This window comes from Pontibacillus salicampi, assembly GCF_042434395.1.
GTDB lineage: Bacteria > Bacillota > Bacilli > Bacillales > BH030062 > Pontibacillus > Pontibacillus salicampi.
Genome location: NZ_JBHLTP010000011.1, coordinates 167526 through 192225 on the forward strand (window position 1 = coordinate 167526; position 24700 = coordinate 192225).

General features: G+C 40.8%; 26 protein-coding genes. 10 read left to right on the forward strand and 16 right to left on the reverse strand.

Annotated features, from left to right (window positions below):
• Positions 1-132: 132 nt before the first annotated feature.
• Together ACFFGV_RS13015 and ACFFGV_RS13020 are read right to left on the reverse strand one after the other, a co-directional pair.
• Positions 133-990 (reverse strand): LysR family transcriptional regulator, encoded by an 858-nt coding sequence (locus ACFFGV_RS13015; RefSeq protein ID WP_377348542.1) that lies wholly within the window; start codon positions 988-990, stop codon positions 133-135.
• Between the two features lie 270 nt (positions 991-1260).
• Entirely contained in the window at positions 1261-1437 is a 177-nt protein-coding gene (locus ACFFGV_RS13020; protein WP_377348544.1) for a hypothetical protein, read from the reverse strand.
• Positions 1438-1602: 165 nt separating this feature from the next.
• Between ACFFGV_RS13020 and ACFFGV_RS13025 the strand changes: the two genes are divergently transcribed.
• From ACFFGV_RS13025 to ACFFGV_RS13035, 3 genes are all read left to right on the forward strand, one after another.
• The gene (locus ACFFGV_RS13025) at positions 1603-2661 is read left to right on the forward strand and encodes an NAD(P)/FAD-dependent oxidoreductase (RefSeq protein ID WP_377348546.1); all 1059 of its coding nucleotides are present in this window, start codon (positions 1603-1605) and stop codon (positions 2659-2661) included.
• Positions 2662-2798: 137 nt separating this feature from the next.
• Positions 2799-3590, forward strand: a complete 792-nt coding sequence (locus ACFFGV_RS13030; RefSeq protein ID WP_377348548.1) for a class I SAM-dependent methyltransferase — start codon at positions 2799-2801, stop codon at positions 3588-3590.
• Complete coding sequence (locus ACFFGV_RS13035) at positions 3580-4782, forward strand: MFS transporter (RefSeq protein WP_377348550.1); 1203 nt, start codon at positions 3580-3582, stop codon at positions 4780-4782. The genes ACFFGV_RS13030 and ACFFGV_RS13035 overlap by 11 nt, the downstream gene beginning before the upstream one ends.
• 143 nt (positions 4783-4925) lie before the next feature.
• On the opposite strand, the gene ACFFGV_RS13040 is transcribed toward ACFFGV_RS13035, so the two are convergent.
• Positions 4926-5105, reverse strand: a complete 180-nt coding sequence (locus ACFFGV_RS13040; protein ID WP_377348552.1) for a hypothetical protein — start codon at positions 5103-5105, stop codon at positions 4926-4928.
• Positions 5106-5354: 249 nt separating this feature from the next.
• On the opposite strand from ACFFGV_RS13040, the gene ACFFGV_RS13045 reads away from it, so the two are divergent.
• Both ACFFGV_RS13045 and ACFFGV_RS13050 read left to right on the forward strand, forming a co-directional pair.
• Positions 5355-5489 (forward strand): YjcZ family sporulation protein, encoded by a 135-nt coding sequence (locus ACFFGV_RS13045; RefSeq protein ID WP_377348554.1) that lies wholly within the window; start codon positions 5355-5357, stop codon positions 5487-5489.
• Positions 5490-5577: 88 nt separating this feature from the next.
• Positions 5578-5796, forward strand: coding sequence for a spore germination protein (locus tag ACFFGV_RS13050; protein WP_377348556.1), 219 nt, complete (start codon positions 5578-5580; stop codon positions 5794-5796).
• Positions 5797-5887: 91 nt separating this feature from the next.
• Here the strand turns inward: ACFFGV_RS13050 and ACFFGV_RS13055 are convergent, their stop codons facing one another.
• The 6 genes from ACFFGV_RS13055 to gntK form a co-directional block, all read right to left on the reverse strand.
• A complete protein-coding gene (locus tag ACFFGV_RS13055; protein WP_377348558.1) occupies positions 5888-6235 on the reverse strand; it encodes a VOC family protein in 348 nt (115 codons plus the stop codon).
• A 115-nt stretch (positions 6236-6350) separates the two neighbouring features.
• Positions 6351-6704: a VOC family protein gene (locus ACFFGV_RS13060; protein WP_377348560.1), complete on the reverse strand. Its 354-nt coding sequence runs from the start codon at positions 6702-6704 to the stop codon at positions 6351-6353.
• A 111-nt stretch (positions 6705-6815) separates the two neighbouring features.
• Entirely contained in the window at positions 6816-7496 is a 681-nt protein-coding gene (locus ACFFGV_RS13065; RefSeq protein ID WP_377348562.1) for a serine/threonine protein kinase, read from the reverse strand.
• Positions 7497-7938: 442 nt separating this feature from the next.
• The gene (gene gnd / locus ACFFGV_RS13070; RefSeq protein WP_377348564.1) at positions 7939-8841 is read right to left on the reverse strand and encodes a phosphogluconate dehydrogenase (NAD(+)-dependent, decarboxylating); all 903 of its coding nucleotides are present in this window, start codon (positions 8839-8841) and stop codon (positions 7939-7941) included.
• Positions 8842-8874: 33 nt separating this feature from the next.
• Entirely contained in the window at positions 8875-10227 is a 1353-nt protein-coding gene (locus ACFFGV_RS13075) for a GntP family permease (protein ID WP_377349303.1), read from the reverse strand.
• A 38-nt stretch (positions 10228-10265) separates the two neighbouring features.
• Complete coding sequence (gene gntK, locus ACFFGV_RS13080) at positions 10266-11807, reverse strand: gluconokinase (RefSeq protein WP_377348566.1); 1542 nt, start codon at positions 11805-11807, stop codon at positions 10266-10268.
• A 238-nt stretch (positions 11808-12045) separates the two neighbouring features.
• Between gntK and ACFFGV_RS13085 the strand changes: the two genes are divergently transcribed.
• The gene (locus ACFFGV_RS13085; protein ID WP_377348567.1) at positions 12046-12900 is read left to right on the forward strand and encodes a MurR/RpiR family transcriptional regulator; all 855 of its coding nucleotides are present in this window, start codon (positions 12046-12048) and stop codon (positions 12898-12900) included.
• A 140-nt stretch (positions 12901-13040) separates the two neighbouring features.
• On the opposite strand, the gene ACFFGV_RS13090 is transcribed toward ACFFGV_RS13085, so the two are convergent.
• Positions 13041-14342: a DUF7379 domain-containing protein gene (locus tag ACFFGV_RS13090; protein WP_377348569.1), complete on the reverse strand. Its 1302-nt coding sequence runs from the start codon at positions 14340-14342 to the stop codon at positions 13041-13043.
• Between the two features lie 278 nt (positions 14343-14620).
• On the opposite strand from ACFFGV_RS13090, the gene ACFFGV_RS13095 reads away from it, so the two are divergent.
• Complete coding sequence (locus tag ACFFGV_RS13095) at positions 14621-17665, forward strand: efflux RND transporter permease subunit (RefSeq protein ID WP_377348571.1); 3045 nt, start codon at positions 14621-14623, stop codon at positions 17663-17665.
• 73 nt (positions 17666-17738) lie between these two features.
• Here the strand turns inward: ACFFGV_RS13095 and ACFFGV_RS13100 are convergent, their stop codons facing one another.
• The 3 genes from ACFFGV_RS13100 to ACFFGV_RS13110 all read right to left on the reverse strand — a co-directional run bounded on the left by ACFFGV_RS13100 (position 17739) and on the right by ACFFGV_RS13110 (position 19324).
• The gene (locus tag ACFFGV_RS13100) at positions 17739-18566 is read right to left on the reverse strand and encodes an aldo/keto reductase (protein ID WP_377348573.1); all 828 of its coding nucleotides are present in this window, start codon (positions 18564-18566) and stop codon (positions 17739-17741) included.
• Between the two features lie 187 nt (positions 18567-18753).
• Positions 18754-19185, reverse strand: coding sequence for a DUF5392 family protein (locus ACFFGV_RS13105; RefSeq protein ID WP_377348575.1), 432 nt, complete (start codon positions 19183-19185; stop codon positions 18754-18756).
• A gap of 1 nt (position 19186) precedes the next feature.
• Entirely contained in the window at positions 19187-19324 is a 138-nt protein-coding gene (locus ACFFGV_RS13110) for an FbpB family small basic protein (RefSeq protein ID WP_377348577.1), read from the reverse strand.
• A gap of 486 nt (positions 19325-19810) precedes the next feature.
• Here ACFFGV_RS13110 and ACFFGV_RS13115 point away from each other — a divergent pair, with 486 nt between their 5' ends.
• From ACFFGV_RS13115 to ACFFGV_RS13125, 3 genes are all read left to right on the forward strand, one after another.
• Complete coding sequence (locus ACFFGV_RS13115; RefSeq protein WP_377348579.1) at positions 19811-20548, forward strand: IclR family transcriptional regulator; 738 nt, start codon at positions 19811-19813, stop codon at positions 20546-20548.
• An 84-nt stretch (positions 20549-20632) separates the two neighbouring features.
• On the forward strand, positions 20633-21823 hold the full coding sequence (locus tag ACFFGV_RS13120) for an MFS transporter (protein WP_377348581.1): 1191 nt from the start codon (positions 20633-20635) through the stop codon (positions 21821-21823).
• 20 nt (positions 21824-21843) lie between these two features.
• Positions 21844-22308: a heme-degrading domain-containing protein gene (locus ACFFGV_RS13125; RefSeq protein ID WP_377348583.1), complete on the forward strand. Its 465-nt coding sequence runs from the start codon at positions 21844-21846 to the stop codon at positions 22306-22308.
• A 91-nt stretch (positions 22309-22399) separates the two neighbouring features.
• Here ACFFGV_RS13125 and ACFFGV_RS13130 read toward each other — a convergent pair whose 3' ends face one another.
• From ACFFGV_RS13130 to hpaD, 3 genes are all read right to left on the reverse strand, one after another.
• Positions 22400-22615 carry a hypothetical protein gene (locus ACFFGV_RS13130; protein WP_377348585.1) on the reverse strand — a complete coding sequence of 72 codons (216 nt, stop codon included), beginning with the start codon at positions 22613-22615 and terminating at the stop codon, positions 22400-22402.
• A 631-nt stretch (positions 22616-23246) separates the two neighbouring features.
• Positions 23247-23705 (reverse strand): flavin reductase family protein, encoded by a 459-nt coding sequence (locus ACFFGV_RS13135; RefSeq protein ID WP_377348587.1) that lies wholly within the window; start codon positions 23703-23705, stop codon positions 23247-23249.
• 10 nt (positions 23706-23715) lie between these two features.
• On the reverse strand, positions 23716-24693 hold the full coding sequence (gene hpaD, locus ACFFGV_RS13140; RefSeq protein ID WP_377348589.1) for a 3,4-dihydroxyphenylacetate 2,3-dioxygenase: 978 nt from the start codon (positions 24691-24693) through the stop codon (positions 23716-23718).
• Between the last annotated feature and the right edge of the window lie 7 nt (positions 24694-24700).

A 24700-nucleotide genomic window follows, 5' to 3' on the forward strand; every position in this document is an offset into this window, starting at 1 on the left:
CTGAATGAGCTATATTCAGCCTGATGAACCAGGTTCATGACCGTGTTGATGATTCATCAGCCTCAAAGGCCGCTACTCCCCTTGCTCTAATAGTTGGAATCGATTTCTATTTATCCATTCAAATATAAGTGGTTAAGCAAATGTCATCTCATGTAATATTTGTAGAAACGCTGCTACCTGTGGTAGTTGCTTAGCTTCTTCCACATAACATGCCCACGTATCTCTGACGACGGGCTTCCCGCTTCTTATTAAAGGTAAATGAGGCAAATCCTGAAGCTCTGGAAGGGAAACACTTTTAGGAAGGACAGCCATACCAAGTCCTCGCTTCATAAATTGTTTACATGTTTCGAATTGGTCTACCTTTATCGTTTTTTGAGGAATAAGGGCAGGGTGATGATAAAACCATTCTTCCACCTGAGAAGTGAAATCAGGATCACTTTTAAATTCTATTAACGGCCGCTCCTTCACATGGTGGTCTTGAAAAGGCTTGGTGTCAAAAAGTAAAAGCTCATCACTGAACAGATAGTCATGGACCTTGTCCACCATCTTGTCCCCCCTGACGAGTCTAATATGAAAGGGTTCATTTGATTGTTTAATGTCGGCACTAATACCCGTAACCAAATCAATAGTAACGTTTGGATATAGCGTGGTAAAGCGCTCTAATGATTCCGGCAAGAAACGCTGACTAACAAGAGTAGAAGCACCAATTCTTAACGTTCCCGCTACCTCTCCATTTGCTTGAGCAATGGTTTGGTGAATCTCTTCTTCCTTACGCAATACATCCGCTGCATGTTGCAATATTTTTTCTCCTGTAGACGTGAGTAATAGCTGTTTGGAGGTGCGAATGAAAATTTTCGTATTAAAATAGCTTTCGATATAGTGAAGGCGTTGTGTAACAGCTGGCTGGGAAACGTACTGTGCCCTCGCTGCTGCCCGAATGGTACCTTCTTTTTGCAATGTATGTAATAATCGATAATCGTCTAATTTCATCTTCTTCCCTCCCACTCCTTTTTTTATTATACCGAATCATTGTCTTGAATAAAAAGAAAAGCTATACATAAAAACCTATATAAGATAGGAGGAGAAGGATCTGACGCTGAGTATGTCCTAAACCCTTGCTTGTAAAGATAAAAGAGAGCACAGATTGCATCTGTACTCCCATTTTATCATCTTTACTTGGATGAGACTGAAATGTGATGTACAAAAGGAGATTTCGTGCCGTTCCTCCCTTTTTCCATCTGATACTAGTACATCATGTTACTATAAAGGGTCATATACGTTGACCGCACGGGTAACTTCTGGCGTTTCTCCCTGCTCTACTTCTTCTTTCGTCGCATCTTCTCCATACTTTTTTGCGTGGTTATAGGTAGGTGCTTCCTTTTGGAATTTCTGTTCATCTACCGCTTCATAGCCAGTACCTTTTTTGTTATTGTTCATTTTCACTTCCCTCCTCTCATGAGTTTTATTGTTTCTCGAAAAGGGGAATTTAATGTTGAGAGCTTTTTTATCCGACTTTTTTTGAAATTTTATGATTTCGCTTTCATACAACGATTTAGATGGTAAAATAATATGGGGATTATACATATATAAGGGGTGATTACTTTGAATCGCATCGTCATTTTAGGTGGTGGATACGGCGGATTAAAGATTGCACAACAAATGCTGCCACATATTGATCAGGATACTTCCATTACCCTCATCGACCGGAATCCATACCATTCCATGAAAACGGAATTCTACGCACTTGCTGCTGGAACAATTGCGGAAAAAGATATACGCAGTGATTTTCCGACTCATGAACGTTTACACCAGATAGCAGATGAAATCCTTCAAATTAATCTGGAACAGCAAGCTATCTTTTTAAGACATACTGAAAAAGTTTATTATGACTATCTTATTGTCGGCCTAGGATCCGAAGATAATTTCCATGGAATAGATGGAGCGAGTGATTACACTTACAAAATTTCTACCATTAAGAAAACTCGTCAAACTTACGAAGCCGTAAATAACATGAAAAATTATGGCACCGCTACTATCGTAGGTGGTGGATTAAGTGGTGTGGAAATGGCTTCTGAGCTACGGGAGAGTCGACCAGATATTAATATTCGCTTATTGGACCGAGGTGAAAGTATATTACGCAACTTTCCTGAATCAATTCAAGGTCATGCTGCAGAGTGGTTTAATGAACATGACGTGGAGCTTGTTTTCGAATCCAAGGTGGATTACGTAGAGCCAGATATCGTATGTAATGCAGGGATGTGCCTGCTTAGTGATGTAACTATTTGGACTGCCGGTATTAAGCCAAGTAAGGTTGTAGACAAGCTTCCTGTAGAAAAGGATCAGGCAGGACGTATCGTTGTAAATGACTATCATCAAATTCCTGAGTACCCAAACATATATGTAAGCGGAGATTGCGCAAGCTTATCGCTTCCTCCAAGCGCCCAGCTTGCAGAGCAACAAGGGAAGCAAATTGCAGATGTCCTGCTGCATATTCTCCGAGGAAAAGATCCAAAAAAACCTTCTAAAATAAGTGTAAAAGGAACTCTTGGCTCCCTAGGAAAACAAGATGGTTTCGGCTTAACCTTCTATTATCCATTAAAGGGAATCCTCCCTCGTGTTATTAAAACAGGAGTACTTTGGTATCATAAATTTCAAAACTAAGCTTACACTGGTTCCAGAATGGAACCAGTTTTTTTATTTGGTAATCATATTTCCTTATCACTTCTGATTCAAAATATATATTATACTTATCGCTCACATTCGAATACGATAAAGATAGAAGGAAGGAGGCAATCTGTATGAATAACGATGAAGCGAAAAAACGAGTACAGCACACTTTTGGGAAATATGCTGACTCCTATGTAACGAGTCACACACACTCTAAAGGGGAGGATTTACCGTTAATTCTAAGGTGGACTACCCCTCAGCCGACATGGAAAGCACTCGATATTGCTACTGGTGGAGGTCATGTAGCAAAAACGATCGCACCTCACGTACAGCAGGTGTACGTAACGGATTTAACGAAAGAAATGCTTGAACATAGTGCACGACATTTATCAGGTATTAACAATCTAGAATACGTAATAGCCGATGCGGAACAGTTACCCTTCTTAGACAATTGCTTCGATATGATTACTTGCCGAATTGCTCCACACCATTTTCCTAATCCAGCTCAATTCATTAAAGAGGCAGCTAGAGTACTGAAGTATAATGGGGTATTTGTGATGATTGATAATATTGCTCCAGAGGAGAAACAGTTGAATTATTATTACAATACATTCGAAAGCATGCGAGACGCAAGCCATGTCCGTGCGTTACCAGTCTCAGAATGGCAATCCTACTTGAAAGACCACGGGCTTCAAATGATTAAGGATTCTATTCGTAAGAAAGAAATGGATTTTCAAAGCTGGGTACGGCGTACATTAGATGATAAGGAGCAACAAAATAACGTACATCACTACATGATGTCGGCAGAGAGTTTCATCAAAGATTACTTCTCTATAAGGGAAGTAAACCATCAAATCCAGAGTTTTACCATTGATGAATGGATGGTCCTTTGTACTAAAGGAAGCATAACGGATGAATGCTAAACGGAAGGTAATAAGTGCTTATTTTTTCGCAGAATTAGCCAGGACAATGTATTTTATTAGTATTTCTTGGATTTTGTACGATATAACAGAGGATGCTACCTACACTGGTATGCTCGTGGGGTTAGGGTTCCTACCCGGAGTGTTCCTAAATTTTGTATTCGGAGTGCTCGTTGATCGATGGAACCGAAAGCGCCTGGCCTTTATTGCAATGGCAACGGCTTCTCTAGTTATGTCCTGTACTATACTCTTATCAGCAAGTAACGGGTTTCTACCGTGGATTATTTTCGTAACTCACATGGTACTTCAAGCTACAGGCTCGTTATTCCGACCTGCAATACAGGCCTTCATTGCAGAGCTGTTTTCGAAGGAGCAGCTTCCTCACATCTTCTCTGCTAACGGTGCCGCGGGGGTTTCAGGCGGGCTGACAGGTGCTTTGTTAGGCGGTGTATTAACTGGATTAGGCTCTCCCTTGCTAGCATTGCTGGTCGTGTTATTCTCATTTAACCTTGCTGCTGTAGCAGTAGGAATTACAAAGCCATCGGAAACTAGGGTAATTCATAACCCTTCTCACACTTCTGCGTGGCATGATCTTCTGTCGGGATTTGCTTATGCACGACAGCAGCCGTTACTACTCGGGTTATTTGCCATGATGCTTATTGGGCAGCTTGTATTCCATTCTAGCGTTGGCTTCTTGTCTGTGTATACGAAATCCATCTTACATGGTGGAGCGACATTATATGGATTACTCGATGCAAGCTTATCGATCGGTGGTATCCTGGCAGGTGCAGCAGGCGGATGGTGGTGGTCTATCCATCAAAGACATTTCGCTGTGTATGCATTTCTAATGATGGTGGCGGGGCTAGTGATAGTTGGATTGTTTCCTGACCGAATTGCTGCCTTTATAGGTGTTCTGTTTATCGGCTTAGGGACAACATGGATTCGGGTGCTTCTACAATCCATGCAGCAAATGATTACAGAAGCAAGCTATCACGGCAGGATGGCTAGTTTTCGTATGGTTCTAAACCAAGGATCTGTTGCGTTAGGGACACCCATTATAGGTCTAGCTGCGTCACAATACGGAGCGAATATGGTGTACATCGTTCTTCTAGCCCCTGTCACAATAGGGCTTGTCCTATCCATCTATCTCGCACGAGACACTCATTTTCAACAGACTGTGGAGCATTCTGCATAAACTATACAAATGTAGACTGTCCCCCTAATATGTTATTGCCCAGCCTTGAAGTGTGACTTTCCTAGGGTAAGGACATGAAAAGAAACCGGAAACAAAAAGAAAGATAGAAGGAATCTTCTAATTTGAAGATTCCTTCTCTTCCATTAATCTTCATCTCTATAGAATCCAAAGGGATCTCTTCTCCTACGTCTTCTGTCTCTTTTATCATCATCGTCATCTACAATTACATTTTCTGCTTTAATTACGACATTATCTGCTTTAATAATGATGGTTCTTCTTCTCTCTTCATGATTGTCATGCTCGTAATGCTCGTGATCAGACATGTAAAATGCCTCCCTTCGTGCAGCTAATACATGATATTCATACAAGGGAAAGTTGGTATAGACGGGATGGCTATTTTTAAGACAGTAATTTTCCTTAAAGGTTTGCCGAGTAGGTGTTTCTATCATTTACCCTATTCATAGTTGTACACCTATACGATTAGTACCATGAAACCATACGATAGCAGTAAGAGGATGGATAGTGCTTACATTCTCTTTTCTCTAATTTATATATGGAAGGGAGAACTGTTAATGGGTTACTATGGCGGATATGGTGGCTGTGGCTACGGTGGTGGTGGCTATGGCGGCGGATACGGCGGCAGCTTCGTTCTAATCGTTGTATTGTTCATTCTACTAATTATCGTAGGAGCAACGTTTTTGTACTAATTTGCTATGCAAGGATAGAATCACTCTCCACCTTATCCCTTGGCGGGGTAAGGTTATTTTATCTTCTATTAAAGGAGGGACTATAAGCATGGCATTCCAATTAGGACCTGTTCAAATTGATACCGTTAATGATGGTGTCATAAACTTTGGGAACGCTAAAATTATCTCACCAAGTGGTAAGACCATTACCGTAGCAGGCGCAGGAGGATTAAATACTGGAGCCTTTATAAATACAAATACGCTGCTTAGTGTCACTGTGGCTAAGCTTCCTAAAAAAAAGAAAAAGCCACTTAACAAAACGGATTAAACTGTTTGGTTTCAAATGATAGAATCAGCTTAAAAAATAGGACACGTTCCCAAGGTGTTCTATTTTTCTTCTTGATATAAGGATTTGTCTGTTATAAATCCTGATACAGACCTATTTTGTTTCCATAGGGGTCTGTGAACGTACACCAAGCCGCCGGAACACCTTCCCTTTTGTTAATAGGTTCAATGTTAATGTGCAGCTGTTCCATAATTCTTTTTCTCTCCCCCGCTATGTTGGAGACTCCCAATCGAAGCGGTCCATTCCCAATCGTCGGATTTCCTTGAGAAACCTGCAGCCATGTACCTTTAATAATTTCCCATTCTGCAAAATCCTCATGTGGAACAAAATCCGGGGCACGTTGAAACAAAGTTTCATACCAACTCAAACCCTCTTGATATTCCCCTACTCTCACCTGGAACGTAGCACCTGTATTGTTCATACAAACCTCCATTTTTCAATTCTTTTAGGTAAGCTGTCCTCATTTCGACACAACGAATAAACGTATCGATAAACAAGCACATCTTCCGTCTTGGCAAGTGCCTCTTCCTCTATAATTAACACTGACATACCATCAGGTGATTTCCGTCAGGGTCTTTTATCACAAAATAATGATCATATTGAATATCATAAACGAACTGCACTTGTTTCTCCTTCATATACGCATAAGCTGCATGAATATCATCCGTATTTAGGTGGAACAGAGGGGTTTTCAAGATGTTTTCCTCTGAATATATCTTACTATCCAACACGATTCCAGTCCCTTTCATTGGTAATACATAGAGGTGCCCAAATTGCACCTCCTCTGTCGGAGGTAAACCTAAAAGATCGCAATACCAATCCCTTGCTTCTTCTATGTGCTTTACCGGAACAAACACTGTTCCAATTTCATTATGTATTGGATTCTGCATATTGCCTTCCTCTCCCTTCCATATTCCTTTCTGTTTCTTTCTATACAAAGAGGGGAAATCCCTTTTTCTGTAAGGAGAGGAATTTATAAAATAGCTATTGCTTCAAGAACATTAGGGCTTAATATGTTTAGCAAATTTTAATACAATCTTCATGAAGTCATCATAGGATGAAAAGTGGACTTTTCGCTGGTTATACCACTTTCTTACCTTCTCGATAAGCCACAAGGGGACTTCTTTCCCATCAATTAAATGATAATATTCTTCATATGCTTGCTTTAAATGCTCCCATCGAAAGTCATTTCCTGGATGTACGTATTCGGAAACATCTATAATTTTAGCCCGTCCATTTTGTAACAATATATTCTTAAGATGAATATCCCGTGGGTGCAGGCCCATGCTACGAACATATTCCCTTGCATCCTCCACATCCTCTATCACCTGTGTTGGTATGTGTACTCCATGTTGAATACAATCATACAAAGTTATTCCTTCCTCATAGCCTAGTATCAAGTATCGATCTGTAGATCCAAAGCTGCTTGAGAAATAAGGAGATCCTTCTAAGAGGTTATATATGTGTTCCTCTATCTTAATTTTGTATTGTTTTTCTGCTGCATATATTTTGAACGCATAAGCTGGAGCTTGTTGATGTCTAAAAACCGCGGCATCTGTACCAATTCCTATACATGTTATCTCTTCTCCCAAATTGTGGACGGTCACAGGTCGATTATCCTGGTTTGCAATCACGCTAATCTGGGAAAGAGAATCAATTGCTGCTTCCCAATCTAGTTTCATTATTATATCCCTCTCCCTCTCCACTTTTTCTAAATTCAACGCATTACACCTAACGCATCTAAATAGTTCTTCTATCATCTTATTCATAGTATCATAGCTCCATTCTTTTCTATTACTATAAACATATACGAAGCTATTCAGTTTTTCTGACCTTTCAGCACTATCCACCATGTAACAGGATGACTTTCCATTCAATAAAGACTGGCGTTTGTCTAAAGAAACAAGGGGAGATGAGAACTCCACTCTCCTTTCTGCCTTCCCACACTACTATCTGGAATTCACACCTTCCACATAAGCTATACATAAATACCATCCAAGGTTAAAGAAATGATTTTATCCGATTATAGAATCAATTCCTTCCCCATTTAGTTCTTAACACAGAAAGGAATACTATCATATAAAAAGCACGGTCTCCTGTTGACCGTGCTTTGTCTTTCCTTATTTATTCCCTTTTTTCTACAGCATGGCCTCCGAATTCATGACGAAGGGCTGCTACGACTTTACCTGTAAATGTGTCTGTTTCTTTTGAACGATAACGCATCATTAATGACATGGTAATGACAGGTGCGGCTGCCTCGAAATCCAGAGCCGATTCTACCGTCCATTTCCCCTCCCCTGAGGAGTTCATGACACCACGAATGTCATCTAGGTTAGCGTCTTTTCGGAAGGCACTTTCCATTAGTTCCATTAACCAGCCGCGTATTACCGATCCATTATTAAATACTTTCGCTACCCCTTCATAATCATAGTCGAATGGGCTTTTCTCAAGGAGATCAAAGCCTTCGCCAATTGCTGCCATCATTCCGTATTCAATACCATTGTGAATCATCTTAAGAAAATGACCGCTTCCGCCTTGTCCAGCAAAATGGTAACCGTCTGGTACAGCTAAATCCCGAAAAATTGGTTTGATGGTTGGGAATACCTCCGCATTCCCCCCAATCATAAAGCACGCTCCTTTACGGGCTCCAGAAACACCGCCGCTAGTTCCAACATCAAAGAATTCAATATCACGCTCCTGAAGCTTCTCATGATGAGCAAGCGTCTTCTTATAATTAGAATTTCCCGCATCTATTAAAATATCGCCTTTACTTAATAACGGAGAGACTTCATCAATGACTTGATCTGTAATCTCGCCAGCTGGGACCATCATCCAAATTACTCGTGGTCCGTCCTGCAAACTATTTACAAGGTCTTGGATAGAGGAAAATCCTTCTCCTCCCTCTTGTCGGAACTGCTCTACAGCTTGTTCATTCACATCATATGCATGTACTTGATACTTTTTATCTAGCATGTGTGCCCCGATATTGAAGCCCATCTTACCTAATCCAATTAAACCTATATTCATAATATATCCTCTTTTCTCTTAGTAAGTTTATCGTTATACAAAGAAACTAACGAGTAACGCAACACCGAAGCCAACTAAACCAATTATTGTTTCCATGACTGTCCAAGATTGCAGTGTTTGTTTTTCCGTTAATCCGAAGTATCGGTTGACAAGCCAGAAGCCTGAATCGTTTACGTGGGAAACTACTGTTGCACCAGAAGCAATTGCAATAACCAGCAAGCCTAGCATTGGTTCGCTGACATTAAAGGTATCCAACAGCGGAGAAACAAGACCTGCAGCGGTAATCATTGATACAGTTGCAGACCCTTGGGCTACACGAATAACCGTTGCTGTAATAAAGGCAAAGACGATTAATGGCATTTGAGTAGATTCTAGTGCGCTTGCTAGCACTTCGTCTATCCCAGATGCTATTAACATTTCTCCGAATACTCCACCTGCACCAGTAACTAGAATAATAATGCCAGCTGGCTCTAATGCCTTTGTAGTGATTTCCTGCACCTGTTCTTTAGAAAATCCTCTTCTGATTCCGAAAATATAAAAGGTTAACAATGCTGCTAGTGTGAGAGCTACAAATGGGTGGCCAATAAAGGTAAGGAATTCAAAAACGCCGTTCTCTTCATCCAAAATAAGCCCTGCCCCTGTATTAATTAATATCAACACTAATGGCAGTGTAATAATGAGTACCACACTTGCAAAGCTTGGAAGTGAATCCTCATCAAATTCCGCATCCTTAATCTGCTCCAGCATATAGTCTGGAACACCAACATGAATTTTCTTTGCTATATATTTTCCAAATACAGGACCAGCTAAGATCATTGCTGGAAGACCTGCCATTGCACCAAAAAGGATTACCCATCCCAGTTCAGCATCTAACAATGTCGCAACAGAAATCGGTCCTGGTGTTGGAGGAATAAAGCTATGAGTAACAGCTAATCCTGCTAATAATGGAATACCAAAATACAGTAGTGATTTCTTTGTTTTTTGTGCTAGGCTGTAAATGATAGGTATTAAGATTACTAGAGCTACATCAAGGAATACAGGAATAGATACTATAAAGCCTGTTAAGCCAAGTGCCCAGCTTACATTTTTCTCACCAAACTTATTTACGAGGGTAAGAGCAAGTCTTTCTGCCCCTCCTGATACACGAAGCATTTCTCCAAACATGGCACCCAAACCGATAATCACAGCTACATACCCTAGAGTGCTTCCCATACCTTCTTCTATCGTATTAATGACTTCAGTTGGCTTCATTCCAACTACTAGTCCGACCACAATACTGACGGATAATAAAGCGACAAATGCTTGAAGCTTGGTTTTCATTACTAAGAATAAAAGTGCTAATACTGCCAGAATAGCGACAATCACTAATCCTGCCGTTGAATCCATCATACAAATAACTCCCCTTTATTTCTTGTATATCTTCATTACTGTTTAGCTAGATCACGCTGTACTTCCGAAATGGCTTTAAATTCTGCTGGAAGTTTCCGTGCTAGACGTAAATAAATCGGTTTCAACTTACGGTAAATCGTGACATTTTCAGGGATTGGCGAATGCTTCACCTTTGTGTGAATAATGTCATTGACGCTTGAAAGGTCCTCAATCATGTTTAATGCCTTCATCGTTAACCAAGCAGCACCTAGGCAGGAGCCCTGATGACTTTCGGGAATAACCAGCTCTGTTTCAAACATGTCGGCCATAATTTGCCTCCATACATCTGATTTGGCAAAACCGCCGCCTGCTCTAAACTCAACAGGCTCTACCCCTGCTTCAATAAGAGCAATTGCAACAGAATACATTTGGAACATAACCCCTTCCAGCACACTTCGAATCATGTGATTTCGATTGTGATCCAGCGTTAACCCAAAGAATACCCCCTTCGTATCCGAATCCCAAAATGGAGCTCTTTCTCCAGTTAGGTATGGTAGGAATAACAGTCCATTGGAACCAGGCTGAATGTTAGCCGCTCTTGTTGTTAACTCCTCATAAGCACTAACACCATTCACTGCCGCCTCTTTATCAATGTCTGGGAACAGGTTATCTCTTACCCACCTGAATGAAATACCTCCATTATTGATAGGTCCACCAATGACCCATTTATCCTCGGTTAATGCATAGCAGAATATTCTTCCCTTTGGATCGACTGTCGGTTTATCAACGACTGTTCTTATAGCGCCGCTTGTCCCGATGGTGCATGCAACTGACCCTGGGTGCAAAGCACCAACTCCAATATTGGCTAGAACACCATCACTTGCTCCAAGTATGAACGGGGTTCCAGCTTCTAGACCTAACTCTTCTCCTTTTGCAGAGGAAAGCTCGGTTAACACATGAGTTGTTGGAACAGGTTCAGATAGCTTTTCTTTTGATATGCCTGCAACGTCTAGAGCTTCTTCATCCCAGTCTAATGCCTCCAGATTAAACAATCCGGTCGCTGAAGCAATGGAATAATCGACAATGTAACGATGGAACAGTCGATAGAAAACATATTCCTTAATGGAAATCCACTTGTACACCGCCTGAAATAATTCTGGTTCATTTCGATTCATCCACATTAATTTACTTAAAGGTGACATGGGATGAAGCGGAGTCCCGGTACGAAGATAAATCTCGTGTCCATTTCCTGATTGCAGCTCTTCTACCTCTTTAATGGAGCGTTGATCTGCCCAAGTGAGTGCCATGGTTAATGGCTTTCCATCCTGGTCCACAGCTAAAATGCTATGCATGGCAGCACTGAAACCAACTCCGGAAATGGCTCCCCCCTTAGTCGTTACTTCAGTAGCAACAGCTTTCACTGTATTAGTAACAGCTTGATATATTTCCTCTGGATCTTGCTCTTTACGTGAAGGTTCTGGAGAATAGAGAGGATACTCCTCCTCTACTTCTGCCCATATCGTGCCTTCTTTGTCATAGCCAAGTGTTTTCGTACTTGTCGTTCCTATATCAATAGCTAGAATAATATCCGTTTTCATTGACTTCCCTCCACAAAACACCATCTCGTTTGCTTTTCATTGGTAATCGCTTTCATTTCTATGAAAAAATATATACTCATGATCTATAGAGTTTGAAATATTTTTTCTTTCACTTACGATTATACATAAAATTTTTTTCGTATCAACCGTTTTCATGAAAAAAATTTTCTTCACGTTCCTTTTATTTAAAAATAAATTTGTTTACACTATAAATAGGATAGAAACGGAGGGAGTACAGATGACGGAAAGCTCTACGCAGGTCATTAGCCGTATTAAGTCCTATTATCGGCAAATGAGCGAGAAAGAAAAACAAATAGCAGACTATATACTGAAAGACCCAAACAAAATTGTACATTCAACAATAAACCAAGTATCAGAGGATCTTGGGGTGGCGGATGCTACTGTATTTCGCTTTTGTAAGACGCTTGGCTATAAAGGATATCAAGCATTAAAAATCTCTCTTGCTTCAGAGGTAGTTAATCCCATTCAAGACATTCATGAAAAAATCTCCGAGCAGGATAGCGAAATGGATATTCTCCAAAAAGTATTTCAAGCAAATGTGAATGCGATTCAATATACAAAAGACATACAGGAAGAAAAATTTTTTCATAAGGCTTTGCAGCTAATCGGGCAGGCAAAGCAGATTCACTTTTATGGGAATGGAGGGTCTGGTGTTACAGCTCTAGATGCTCAGCACAAATTTATGCGGAGCGGCTTGCCCAGCCATGCCTATACAGACACCCATTTGCAGCTTATGGCAGTCTCTCAATTGACAAAGGAAGATGTAGCGCTGTTTATCTCTCACACCGGCACGAACAAAGATATCCTGGAAGTCATGGAAGTAGCGAAAGAAAACAATGTACCGACAATCGGCATTACCAACTTTGCTAAATCCCCCTTCAGCAAAGCTGTGGATGTCTGCTTATTCACCACATCTCAAGAAACGGATTATCGCTCTGAAGCTCTTGCATCAAGAATCGCAGAGTTATCTATTATTGATGCTCTATATGTCAATTACAGCCTGCAAAACAAAGAAAAGACGCAGCAAGCACAAACCAAGATGCGCGAAGCTATTTCAAGAAGAAGATTGTAATTGAGTCCCCTTCATGGGGCGGGTTACCTTTTTCAACCAAGAAATGATGGATAGTCACTGCACTTGGAAACCAACACGTACAGTCATAAAAAAACTGCTCCCAACCGAAAAAGCAAATCGGTTTAGAGCAGTTTTTCTATTTATAGACGTTCCCTTAGTACTTCTTCCAAAAGCATAGTAACATGCTTCTCCTCCCCAAAATACCAGGAATGCCATCCTCTCTGTTCTTCTTTCCCTATTAATGGAGCTGGTTCAGCATAAAATGGATAGAGAGAGCTTGCACAAGGAACTGCCCCGTCATGCTCTTCATTCTGAAATACATGTAATCGCTTTAAAAGTTCGCGATACCGTTCTAGAAAAAAGCCTTCATGCAGCTTGTCCTCTGGCAACTGATAACCGAAGCTGTATATTCCTTTGGCGACTGTTATTTCTTGTTTATTTAATCGATTTAAAAAAGGAGAATTCGGTGACATATCAGCAAGCACAGGGGATTTACTCTCCAACAAGGCTACTTGTGATATAAATAGTTCGTATGCTGGCAGTGCATCTTTTCCTTTCTGGATTAAATCGCGAATTAAATGGAAAAGCAATTCTGTCACGTTCCATCCATGCTCGCTTAGTATGCTATTTCCATATACCGCTAAAGGCGTGCCAAGATTCGGAACACCAGCAAGGATCAGTCTTTGGATTGGATGCTTTTCAAGGTTGTGGGCGTTAGTTAATAGACTTCTCAGCAGTAAGCCTCCAAGACTGTGCGCATATACGTCCACCTCATTATCCTCATGCCCTATACCAGTATCCTGCAATATTGTATATAATTGGTCCCCATGAGCCTCAATTCCTTGAATATTAGTAGCGTAGGAATACCCTATAATTCTGTCATAGATATTTCTATTCCACAGCTCCTGTTTTAACGCCTCGAAGTTTTGTTCACTTGCAGAGAAGAAGCCATGGACAATGAGTGCGATTTTCTCAGAAGGTTGAATCGCTAGACGGTTATCTAGTGAAAGCGGTTGTTCTACTATATCTCCCTTGCTTATGCTAATTTCATAGAGACGAGGTATAGAGGGATTGAAGTGATCGATAAACTGTTTCAAGCGTCGAATGATAACAAACAATTTATCCCCGAGTCCTTCTTTCCCTTCAAATGTTGCTAATGGATTTGATGACTTGTTATGTTCTGCGTGCACATCCCTATACAGCAGCTTATAATCTGTCAGCTCTCCTTCATTTAGAACATATATACAGGCTGTATCAGCCGGCACCTCAATATAAAGATTATCCTCCGCACCCTTTCCCTGAAGGTCCTGCTCAGAAAAAACAAAAAATGGCTTTTTTCCCACAACAGCAACGTTTCGTTCTAAAGCCAACGCTTCATGACTCTTCACATGAAAGCTTTCTACTTCCTCCGTTTCCTGCTCTCTGTAAAATGAATACTTCATGTCTCTCCTCCCTTCCAACTATTATCTGCTTCTAACATACCACGTCCTTTCCCCTTAGACATCCCTCTGATATCCTCATTTACCTATATTTTCTATAATCCAATCCATACGCCCTGTGAAATATACGTCTTAAGACTTAGTCAAAATACATCTAGAGCTAATGTTCTAGTTCCGCTTAGAAGGATATGATGTAAATGCTCCCAAAAAAAGTAAACTCATACACATGAGGTTTAAATACAAACGGACACATATTAGGTATTGGATAAGGAGGAAAAAGCATGCAGATGATGAAATTTATCATGAATCGAAAAATTTTGGTCAGTTTACTTACAGTGTTGATTATTTTTTTAGGTGCATATTCCATCACGAAACTAGATCGGGAGCTATTCCCTGACGTAACAATGGATGGTGCATACGTGGATATCAGGACCGAGGATATGCAAGCTGCAGATGTGGAACGAACGATTACTACTCCACTGGAGCAAAAATTGATGGCCATTGAGGGAGTCGAGAAGGTGGAATCTACCTCCTATGTTGGCAGCGCATCCTTTTTTATGAATTTTGAGAAAGGAAAAGGAGACGACATATACAAAGAAGTAGAATCCCTTGTTGCAAGTGAAACAGCCACTCTTCCAAACATACATCACACCGAAACAGGTCAATATGGAACTCAACAAAACTATGAGTATTTTATGGATCTTTCCGGTGGAGACATGGAGACGATGTCCTCTTTTGCAACCACTATCTTGGAGCCAAGATTAGAAGCTCTAAAAGAAGTAAGAGATGTCTCGTTAACAGGCTTATTTGAACAAGAGCTTTCCGTATCATTTGATCAAAAAGAACTTACAGCACAAGGGATAGATGTTACACAAGTAATTAGTACGATCGAGCAAGCAAACAAGGAAGCTACATTAGGTACTTTAGAAGGGGAAGAACAATCTCCCTCCCTTCGGTGGAACACTACCCTGCAAAGTGTTGAAGAAGTAAAGCAATTAGAGATTCCTACGGAAAACGGATCTATCTCCCTCCAAGACATAGCTGATGTAACAATCCAGCCGTTAGAAAGCTCTTCCTTTGTTTGGAAAAACGGAACGAAGGAGCTTGTATTTGTTCAAGTAGGCGGAACTAGTGATTATACACAAATCGAAACAGCGAACGCCATCAGATCTGAAATTAACCAAATAAAAGAAGAAGAACTTGTTAAAGGGTTCCAGGTTAATGAAATAGTCTCACCTGCGGACTATGTAGAAGATTCGATAAATAGCGTTACTAAGAACATAATTATAGGAGGCGCCATTGCTATCGTCGTTTTACTCCTGTTTTTGCGGAATGTGAGAGCAACGTTTATTATCGGCCTTTCCATCCCAACTTCCATTCTTCTTACCTTTGCTACGATATGGTTGTTGGATTACAGCTTGAACATGCTCACTCTGATTGCATTAGGGCTCGGAATCGGCATGATGGTCGATTCGTCGATTGTTATTCTTGAATCCATTTACCGGAAGAAACAAGATGGACTTGGAAATAGAAGAGCTGTACTCGAGGGAACAAAGGAAGTAGCAACAGCTGTCATTGCCTCCATGCTCACGACTATTGTAGTATTTGTTCCTATAGGGTTATTGGGCGGTGAAATGGGCACGTTTATGATTCTCCTCTCTGTCGTTGTAGCAGTGACACTAGTGAGTTCTGTCATTGTTTCCTTTACCTTAATCCCTTCCCTTTCAGAGAAGTTCTTACAGGTACGTCACCAGAAAGGGAACAAAAAGGAAGGAGCGCTATTACGCCTATATGGTCGAGTAGTCAAATGGACGGTGGAGAAGAAAAGGAGGAGCCTTGCTGTCATTCTCATCTTTCTCGCCCTATTCGGTGGGTCCTTAGCGTTAATTCCAAAGGTGCCGATGACTATTATGCCAGACATATATAATCGATATAGTGAAATTGCCATTAATTTAGAAAGCGGAATTGATCCAGAACAACAAGAAAATATTGTTAAAGATATAAACGAAAGGCTTTCTACTATAACGGATGTTGAATCTAATTATGTAATAGACAATAACGGATTGTTATATACCTTAATCAATATGACGAAAGGGAACGATATAACGACAGATCAACAAACCGTAAAGGAGGACATTCTAGCCGAGCTTCGGAGTCTGGAGAAGGACCATCCTATCAAGAATGTCCAGGATACGCTGTCAAGTGGAGGTGGTAATCCTGTTCAGGTTGAGATAACTGGAGAAGAGTTTGGAACGCTGAAATCCGTTTCTAATCAATTTATGGAAAGACTTGAAACAATCGACGGCATTGTCGGTATTCATTCCTCTGTAGAAAGGTCTTCCTTGGAGGAAGTAGTTGAGCTAAAGGAAGACAATATACAAGAGGCTGGGTTAACGAACAGTCAGATTCAAGCATCCCTACAGCAGTCCTTCCTTGATACACAAATAGATGATATTCACATTCAAGACACCACCATACCGATAATGGCACGATGGGATCAAACTACTACGACTAAAAAAGAGCTATTAAACAGCACTATCCTTACTCAACAAGGGGAGAAGAAGCTTTCCGATTTTGTCTCTTTTACAAGTGTCCCTGTCCCGAATGAAATAAGCCATGTGGACGGCGAAAGATTGGTAACCATTTCTGCCGACATAGAGAATAGCGATTTAGGTACAATTAATCGAGAGGTTGAAAAAGCGATAGAATCGTTTAACCCTCCTGAAGAATACACCATTACGACAGCTGGTGATCTGGAACAACAGCAGGAACTCTTCCAGGAAATGCTGATTATCTTAGGGGTCGCCCTGTTCCTTGTCTATCTTGTAATGGCGGTTCAATTTAACCATCTATTACATCCGATTATTGTCATGTCTGTTATTCCGATGACATTTGTCGGTGTAATTGTCGGACTGTTTGCCACTCAAAGAGAGCTCAGTGTGATGTCTGGCATGGGGGTTATTATGTTAATTGGTATCGTCCTGAATAATGCCATTCTGTTTATTGATCGCACCAACCAGCTTCGTAACCATCACCTCCCTGTTTCTGAAGCACTAGTAGAGGCAGGTAAAAACAGAATTCGTCCTATTTTTATGACTAGTCTTACTACAGCAGGGGGGATGCTGCCATTAGCGCTTGCAACTGGTACCACAGGTAATTATCAAGCCCCGATGGCAACCGTCATTATTTCAGGTATCATGTTCGCAACGTTCATAACACTGTTGCTAATTCCTGCAGTATATCGCCTTTTTACCCGAAAAGAACAAAAGCAATTAAATGAAGGAAAGAAGCAAGACAAAACAGAACTCCAAGAGTCTGCTATGTAATACGTAATATGACAAAACAAACACCTGCTCCTATATAGCGAGCAGGTGTTTATTATCATTCTATTCATGTTGATTAAAAATCAAAATTATCAGGGTCTGGACCTACCCGATGATCTTCATTTAATGCACTAATACTCGCTACTTCCTCTTTAGTCAATTCAAAATCAAATACATCGGCATTCTGGTGAATTCGGTGTTGTTTTGTAGATTTTGGAATGGTAACGATTCCTATTTGAAGATCCCAGCGAATGACAATTTGGGCAGCTGTTTTATTGTATTTTTCCGCTAGCTCTTTAATTACTGGCTCTTCTAAAATTTGTCCTTGCATTAGTGGACTCCAAGCTTCTACTGCAATACCCTGCTTTTCGCAGAAGGAACGCACTTGTTCTTGTGTTAGCTTTGGATGCAATTCGATTTGATTTATAACAGGTGTCACAGCTGCATCTTGTAATAAATCCTCTAAATGGTGAACCTGGAAGTTGCTTACCCCTATTGCTTTAATTTTTCCATCGTTATAAAGTTTCTCCATCGCTTTCCAGGAGTCTTTATATTTTCCCTCGACAGGCCAATGAATAAGATACAAATCTAAATAATCAAGGCCTAATTTGTTAAGACTTGTTTCAAATGCTTCTAACGTTTCTTCATAGCCCTGATCTGCATTCCAAAGCTTAGACGTTACAAAGATATCCTCGCGGTTTACACCGGATTCCTTAATTGCCTGTCCCACACCTTCTTCATTTTGGTATGCAGCTGCTGTGTCTATACTTTTGTAACCGTGCTCAATCGCCCATTTTACAGAGTTTATTACTTCTTCCCCATCTTCCACCTTAAACACTCCAAGGCCAAGTCTAGGCATGTGAACACCATTATTTAACTGAATTGTGTCTTGTAAACTGTTCATAGGAATAACTGCTCCTTTCGCTTTTACAATGCATTTACCAAGTCTATGACTTCGCAAGATATAGAGTAGCATGTCTCTCCACGATATTCAAAAGATTGAACCACTAACACATAAGTTTCACTATGTGAAACAGCGTAAAGTGTTTCGATTGCAAAAAAAGACCGCCCTTCATTTGGACGGTCTAGAGTTATTGATACAAATATTGCTTCTTTGCGTCTTCCTCTTCCCTTAGAAAGTTATAGAAGCTAGTCAGGGCAAGATATTGTTTATCTTTTATCGTGTTGACATATTCTGATACACGGCCTTCCGACAAATAACGACTTTTCTTAATTCGTTCCATAATATATTCATTCCCCTGTTTGTTCATTTCCTTTTTATAATGCTTTTTCTCTTTGTTCAGCGCCATACCAAATGCCCCTATTCCTGCCAACACAAGTAAGGTGACAGTACCTGGCGTCCCATCAATAAAGAACATAGCAGATAACAAGTTTAATACAGAGAAACTAACTAAAAGTATAGACGCAAAAGAATACTTACTCATTTTTTTCATGAGAGGGGCTAATGACTCCTGCATCTTCTCCATTTCCTGTTCCATATTATTTGAAAGATTCATAAACATCTTAAGCTTGCTCCTTTCGATGAATCATCAGCTTTTTATCTACTTTGTCATCAATTTTATCAATTTCCTTCTTATTGGTTAGAAGCTCTTCTTTATTGGATTGAATTAGTTGTTGAAAAGATTTCCTTTGTCTTCTCAATGCATCATCCCTCACTTTATTTTATTGTATAAAAAAGGACCTATACCGCTATGTGTACAGGTCTTTCTATACAAAAAATGACCTGTACCAATTATGTGGTAAGGTCTTGCTAACAACAATCGTTGCCACTAAAGCCGAGAGGAACACCTCTGTAGTGACGACTTTAATGTGAAAGCTACTCCCCTTATAAGGAATATTCATCTTATAAATATTATATTAGAACATTCACATAATAAAGTCAAAAAATATGCTTTTTTACAAAAACTACGTTAAAACCATTGTTGCTGTTGTGTTAAACCAACAATAGGAAGGTAGCTTTCAGCAACAACCATGAGCTGTCATGGAATTCTACACTACCATTGCAGGGCGTTTAGTTTCTATATTTGAAACCTAACGCTAATGTATTGCATATATAGAAATACAACGTTACTATTATGAAACGTAATTTAACCTTCCTTCAAAATTAGAAACGAAAGAGGTTTTTGTATGGAACCTAACTATGAAGTAAAGACATTGAAAAAAGGGCTTCAAATCCTTGAGCTTATTAAGGCACATGGCCCTAGAGATTTGCTTCACATTCAAAAAGAGCTTGGCTTTAACAAAAGCACAGCCTACCGTCTAGTAACAACACTTTTAGACAATGGCTATTTACAAAAAACAGCTTCTGGAGGGTACGCATTAGGAGCGAAAGCAGGGTCAGGTTCATCCTACACTCCTGCTGAAAATTGGAAGGCTGTTCCACCTCTCTTTGAAATTAGCAAAGACCTAGAGGAAACAGCTTACATCGGAATTTTGCAAGATCAGCAAACGGTTATAACGCAAGTAGCGGATGGAGCTAAGAGCATCCGTACTCACTCCTATATTGGTCAGGTGGATGCCATACACCATAGCGCTATCGGGAAAGCGATACTCGCTTTTGAAAGGAAAGAAAAGCAGGAAAGTATAATTGCTACGCTCCCATTACCTCCTACTACAGAAAATACCATTTCTAATCATGATACATTCATGAAGGAACTCAACCACATTAAGGAGCATGGGTATGCACTTGATAATGAAGAGAGTGAAATCGGACTTCGTTGTGTTGGTGCACCAATTTTTAAAGACGATCAAGTGATAGCTGCTATGGCAATCGCCGGGCCAAGCAGCCGTATCACCACGAACAACCTTAGTATTTATATCCATCGTGTCATGGAAGGAGCAAGGCAAATATCTAACTTATTCTAGCAAGACACGACTTGAAAGGGGGGATGCGAACCATACATCAGCAGTAAAACCAGCAATGAAATTACATCGAGAGGAGGATTTACAGTGAAAGATAATATTTCAAAGCAGAGCAGGCTAGCTCTAATAGCTCTTGCCATAAGTGCTTTTGCTATCGGTACCACTGAGTTTGTAATAGTTGGTATATTACCGACCATTGCTGAACAGTTATCCATCTCAGTTACAAAGGCCGGCTGGTTAATCACAAGCTATGCACTAGGTATTGCAATTGGTGCGCCAATAGTAACCGCTAAATTGAGTCATTGGTCCAGGAAACAAACGCTATTGCTTATTATGGGTATTTTTATCATTGGAAACGTATTAGGCTCCATGGCAGCCTCTTTCACGTTACTTGTCGTGGCACGAGTTATAACAGCTGTAGCACATGGAGTGTTCTTTTCTTTAGGCGCAACCGTTGCAACCGAATTAGTTCCAAAGCATAAACAGGGAAATGCCATGTCCATGATGTTCTCCGGGCTTACAATTGCTACTATTATTGGCGTACCTCTTGGAACATTTATTGGACAGACCTTCGGGTGGAGATATACGTTTATTGGGGTAGCCATCCTAGGCATGATTAGCTTTGCAGCAACGCTGATAAGTGTCCCATCCTCAATTGGTAAAGGGAACAAGACATCACTTCAACAGCTAGTGAAGTTAATAATAACGCCGCGCATCTTACTAGCCTTGCTTATGACAGCATTCGGATTTGGGGGTACATTCGTATTATTTACGTACCTTTCTCCCCTTTTGCAAAATGTATCAGGTTTTCCCGAACAGGCCGTGAGTATCCTTTTACTTGCCTATGGCATAGCAGTTGCAATTGGTAATATTATAGGAGGTACAATCGCCAACCAACATCCTGTTAAAGGATTGCGCTATGTATTTGCTGCACAGACTGTAGTCCTTTTCCTTTTATATTGGACCTCTCCATTACAGGTTCTAGGTGTAGTGAACATCGTATTACTCGGTCTATTAGCCTTTATGATGACACCAGGCGTGCAAGTCTATATTGTGTCTTTAGCAGAAAAGCTCGTACCGTCCGCAAAGGATGTAGCATCAGCTTTAAATATATCAGCATTTAATGTAGGTATTGCTTCAGGCTCTGCTATTGGAGGGATCGTGGTGAATCATCTAGAACTTCGCGACACAGCATGGGTTGGTGCCCTGATGGTAGTAGGTGCTATTATTCTAGCAATTATTAATTACCAATTAGATAAAAAACAACAGCTATTTTAATAGCTTAGGAGGAGATTATTTTGCATTCAGAATCAATGAGCAAGCTCTTACAAGAAGAAGATCAACTGGCGTTCCCCAAGTTCACCAATGAGGACGCCTTGCAATTAGGCTTTACCATAATTGATATGGCAAAGAAGCATAATGTTTTCATTGCGGTACACATTGAACGAAACGGACAACCATTATTCTCTCATCTTATGAATGGAACATCAGGAGAAAACGAAGCGTGGATTAACCGAAAAAAAGCTGTGGTTAATCACTATAACCATAGTTCAGCATTTATCGCTGAACGTTTTAAAGAGATGGGGACGAGTCATAACGAAAGCTCCCTTCTGCCTATTAATGATTTTCAAGCTGTCGGCGGTTCCATTCCGCTTATTATAAAGGGAACAGGAGTTGTCGGTACCATTACCGTTGCTGGGCTCACACCAGAATTGGATCACCAATATGCCGTAGATGGAACTTTAGCATATTTAAACCAATAACGAGTAAACAAGTCCATCCTGGCCAGAGGATGGGCTTTTTTGTACCAACATACTCCTTAATGTTCACTATATCATGCAAGACTTTAGCCTGTCACACTGCCTTAGACCCACCGCCAAGTCCATTACCACGATGGATATCTGTATACCTTTTTGTATTCCTAGCACGATTCTCAGCCTCTTCTGCAGTCTCTCCCTCCCATTTCTGTTTACGAGGTCTGCCTCGATTTCCCTTCCACTCCCGAAGCTTGACATACCCAATCACAAACAACATAAGAGTAATAGCAACGATTGGAAATAACAATTCCACAGAACCCCTCCTTTTCCCTATATTATATGAGCCCTTTGTAATCGGTTACAATAATAGGTATTAGACAATTTATGCGGGTAATATAGACAAAATTCTATTTGATTTTGTCAAACTAGAGTGTGTCTGATATGTGATTTTCTCAGGAAATTCGATTCCTTTGATATATGCGCTCTTCTCCGGGACATATGCGCTCTTCCCCTGGGGATATGCGCTCTTCTCCGAGGGATATGCGCTCTTCTCCGGGAGATATGCGCTCTTCCCCGGGGGATATGCGCTCTTCCCCGGGAGATATGCGCTCTTCTCCGGGGATATGCGCTCTTCCCCTGGGGATATGCGCTCTTCCCCTGGGGATATGCGCTCTTCCCCTGGGGATATGCGCTCTTCCCCTGGGGATATGCGCTCTTCTCCGGGACATATGCGCACTTCTCTGGGGGATATGCGCTCTTCCCCTGGGGATATGCGCTCTTACTCTGGAGATATGCGCTCTTCTCCGGGACATATGCGCTCTTCCCAAGGAGATATGCGCTCTTCTCCTGAAGATATGCACTCTTCTCCCGGAGATAAGACCTTTTCCATCCCCATCAAAAAAACCCCACCGCTATATAGCGGTGGGGCTAGATTTAACCTTTTATTATTGGATACCTCGGTATTTTCCTTCGAAGTAGGCAAGTGGAGATCCGTCTTTTACTTCCAGGTTCAATACTTCTCCGATGTATAGCGTGTGATCACCAGCTGCGTGGGTGTCATACACTTTACATGCTATGGTGGCGATGGAATCTTTGATGACTGGCTGGCTTTCGAAACGGTCAAAATCGAGCTCCCATTTTTCTTTAACCATGCCAGCAAAGTAATTGGACATATCCTCTTGAGCATCGGACAAGATGTTAACAGCAAAATATCCAGATTCCTTTATTAGCTCGTTCATTCTTGCTTTGTTGGCAACGGATACTAGGATGAGTTTAGGTTCTAATGATACAGACATAAAAGCGTTGGCAGTCATGCCGTGGACTTCCTCATCTACCTCGGTAGTTACCACCGTTACTCCTGTTGCGAATTTTCCCATGGCTGATTTAAATAAACGATCGTCCATGCTAGCCCTCCTATATAACAAATGTTGGTTTCTTGCGTTTCAACGTTGGTTCCTTCAATGCTACTGTATCATTTGTATGGACATTATTCACGAGAGAAGCTTCATTGAACCATCGGTCTGGTGCTTCATGTCCCCAGAAAGTTTGACGAGTTGGGTCATTTATATCCCATTTTATTGGCTTGAAATCAGGATCACTTGTTAAGTAGTCTCCATTATACAATTCAATCCGGTGTCCGTCCGGATCGCGTAAGTATAGAAAAAATGCGTTAGATAAACCGTGCCGCCCAGGACCTCTTTCAATGCTGTCCACATATCCAAGTGAGGCAAGAACATCACAGGCGTGAATGAGACTAAGCTGATCATTTAACCAAAAGCCTATATGATGAAGTCTTGGACCATCCCCATTCATGAAAGCGACGTCATGAACACTTGGCTTCCGATGCAGCCAGGCAGCCCAAATGGATTCGTCATCTGATGTGTACTCGGAACAACGGAAGCCTAGTTCCTCTACGTAGAAATTGTATGCCCTTTGCACATCAGGTACCATACAATTGAAATGATCAATACGCTGAACTCGTGCTCCTTTATAATGCTCGAAGCGTTGCAGCATACGATCGACTGTTTTCATTGTAGCAAAGAATTCGACCGGAATCCCAGAGATATCCTGAATTCTAAAGGAACGCCCTAACGCTGTCTGGCTTCCCTCCTCCATCCATTTAACATCATAGCCTTTAGCTACAAAGTGAGAAGCTAGTCGATCAACATCTTCTTCTGACATCATTTTATAACTAATTACCTCAACAGCAGGTTCTGGAGCTTGCTTTAATACAAGGCTATGGTGAACATGCTCTTCTAATCCCCGATAATAAATAGAATGTTCATCCACTTCAGTCTCTATAAAGCCTAACGCATCATAGAAAACTCTAGAGGCGTTTAAATCTTTCACATGCAAAACCGCTCTGGCAGATCGAATAATATCAAAGGCCATAACCCTT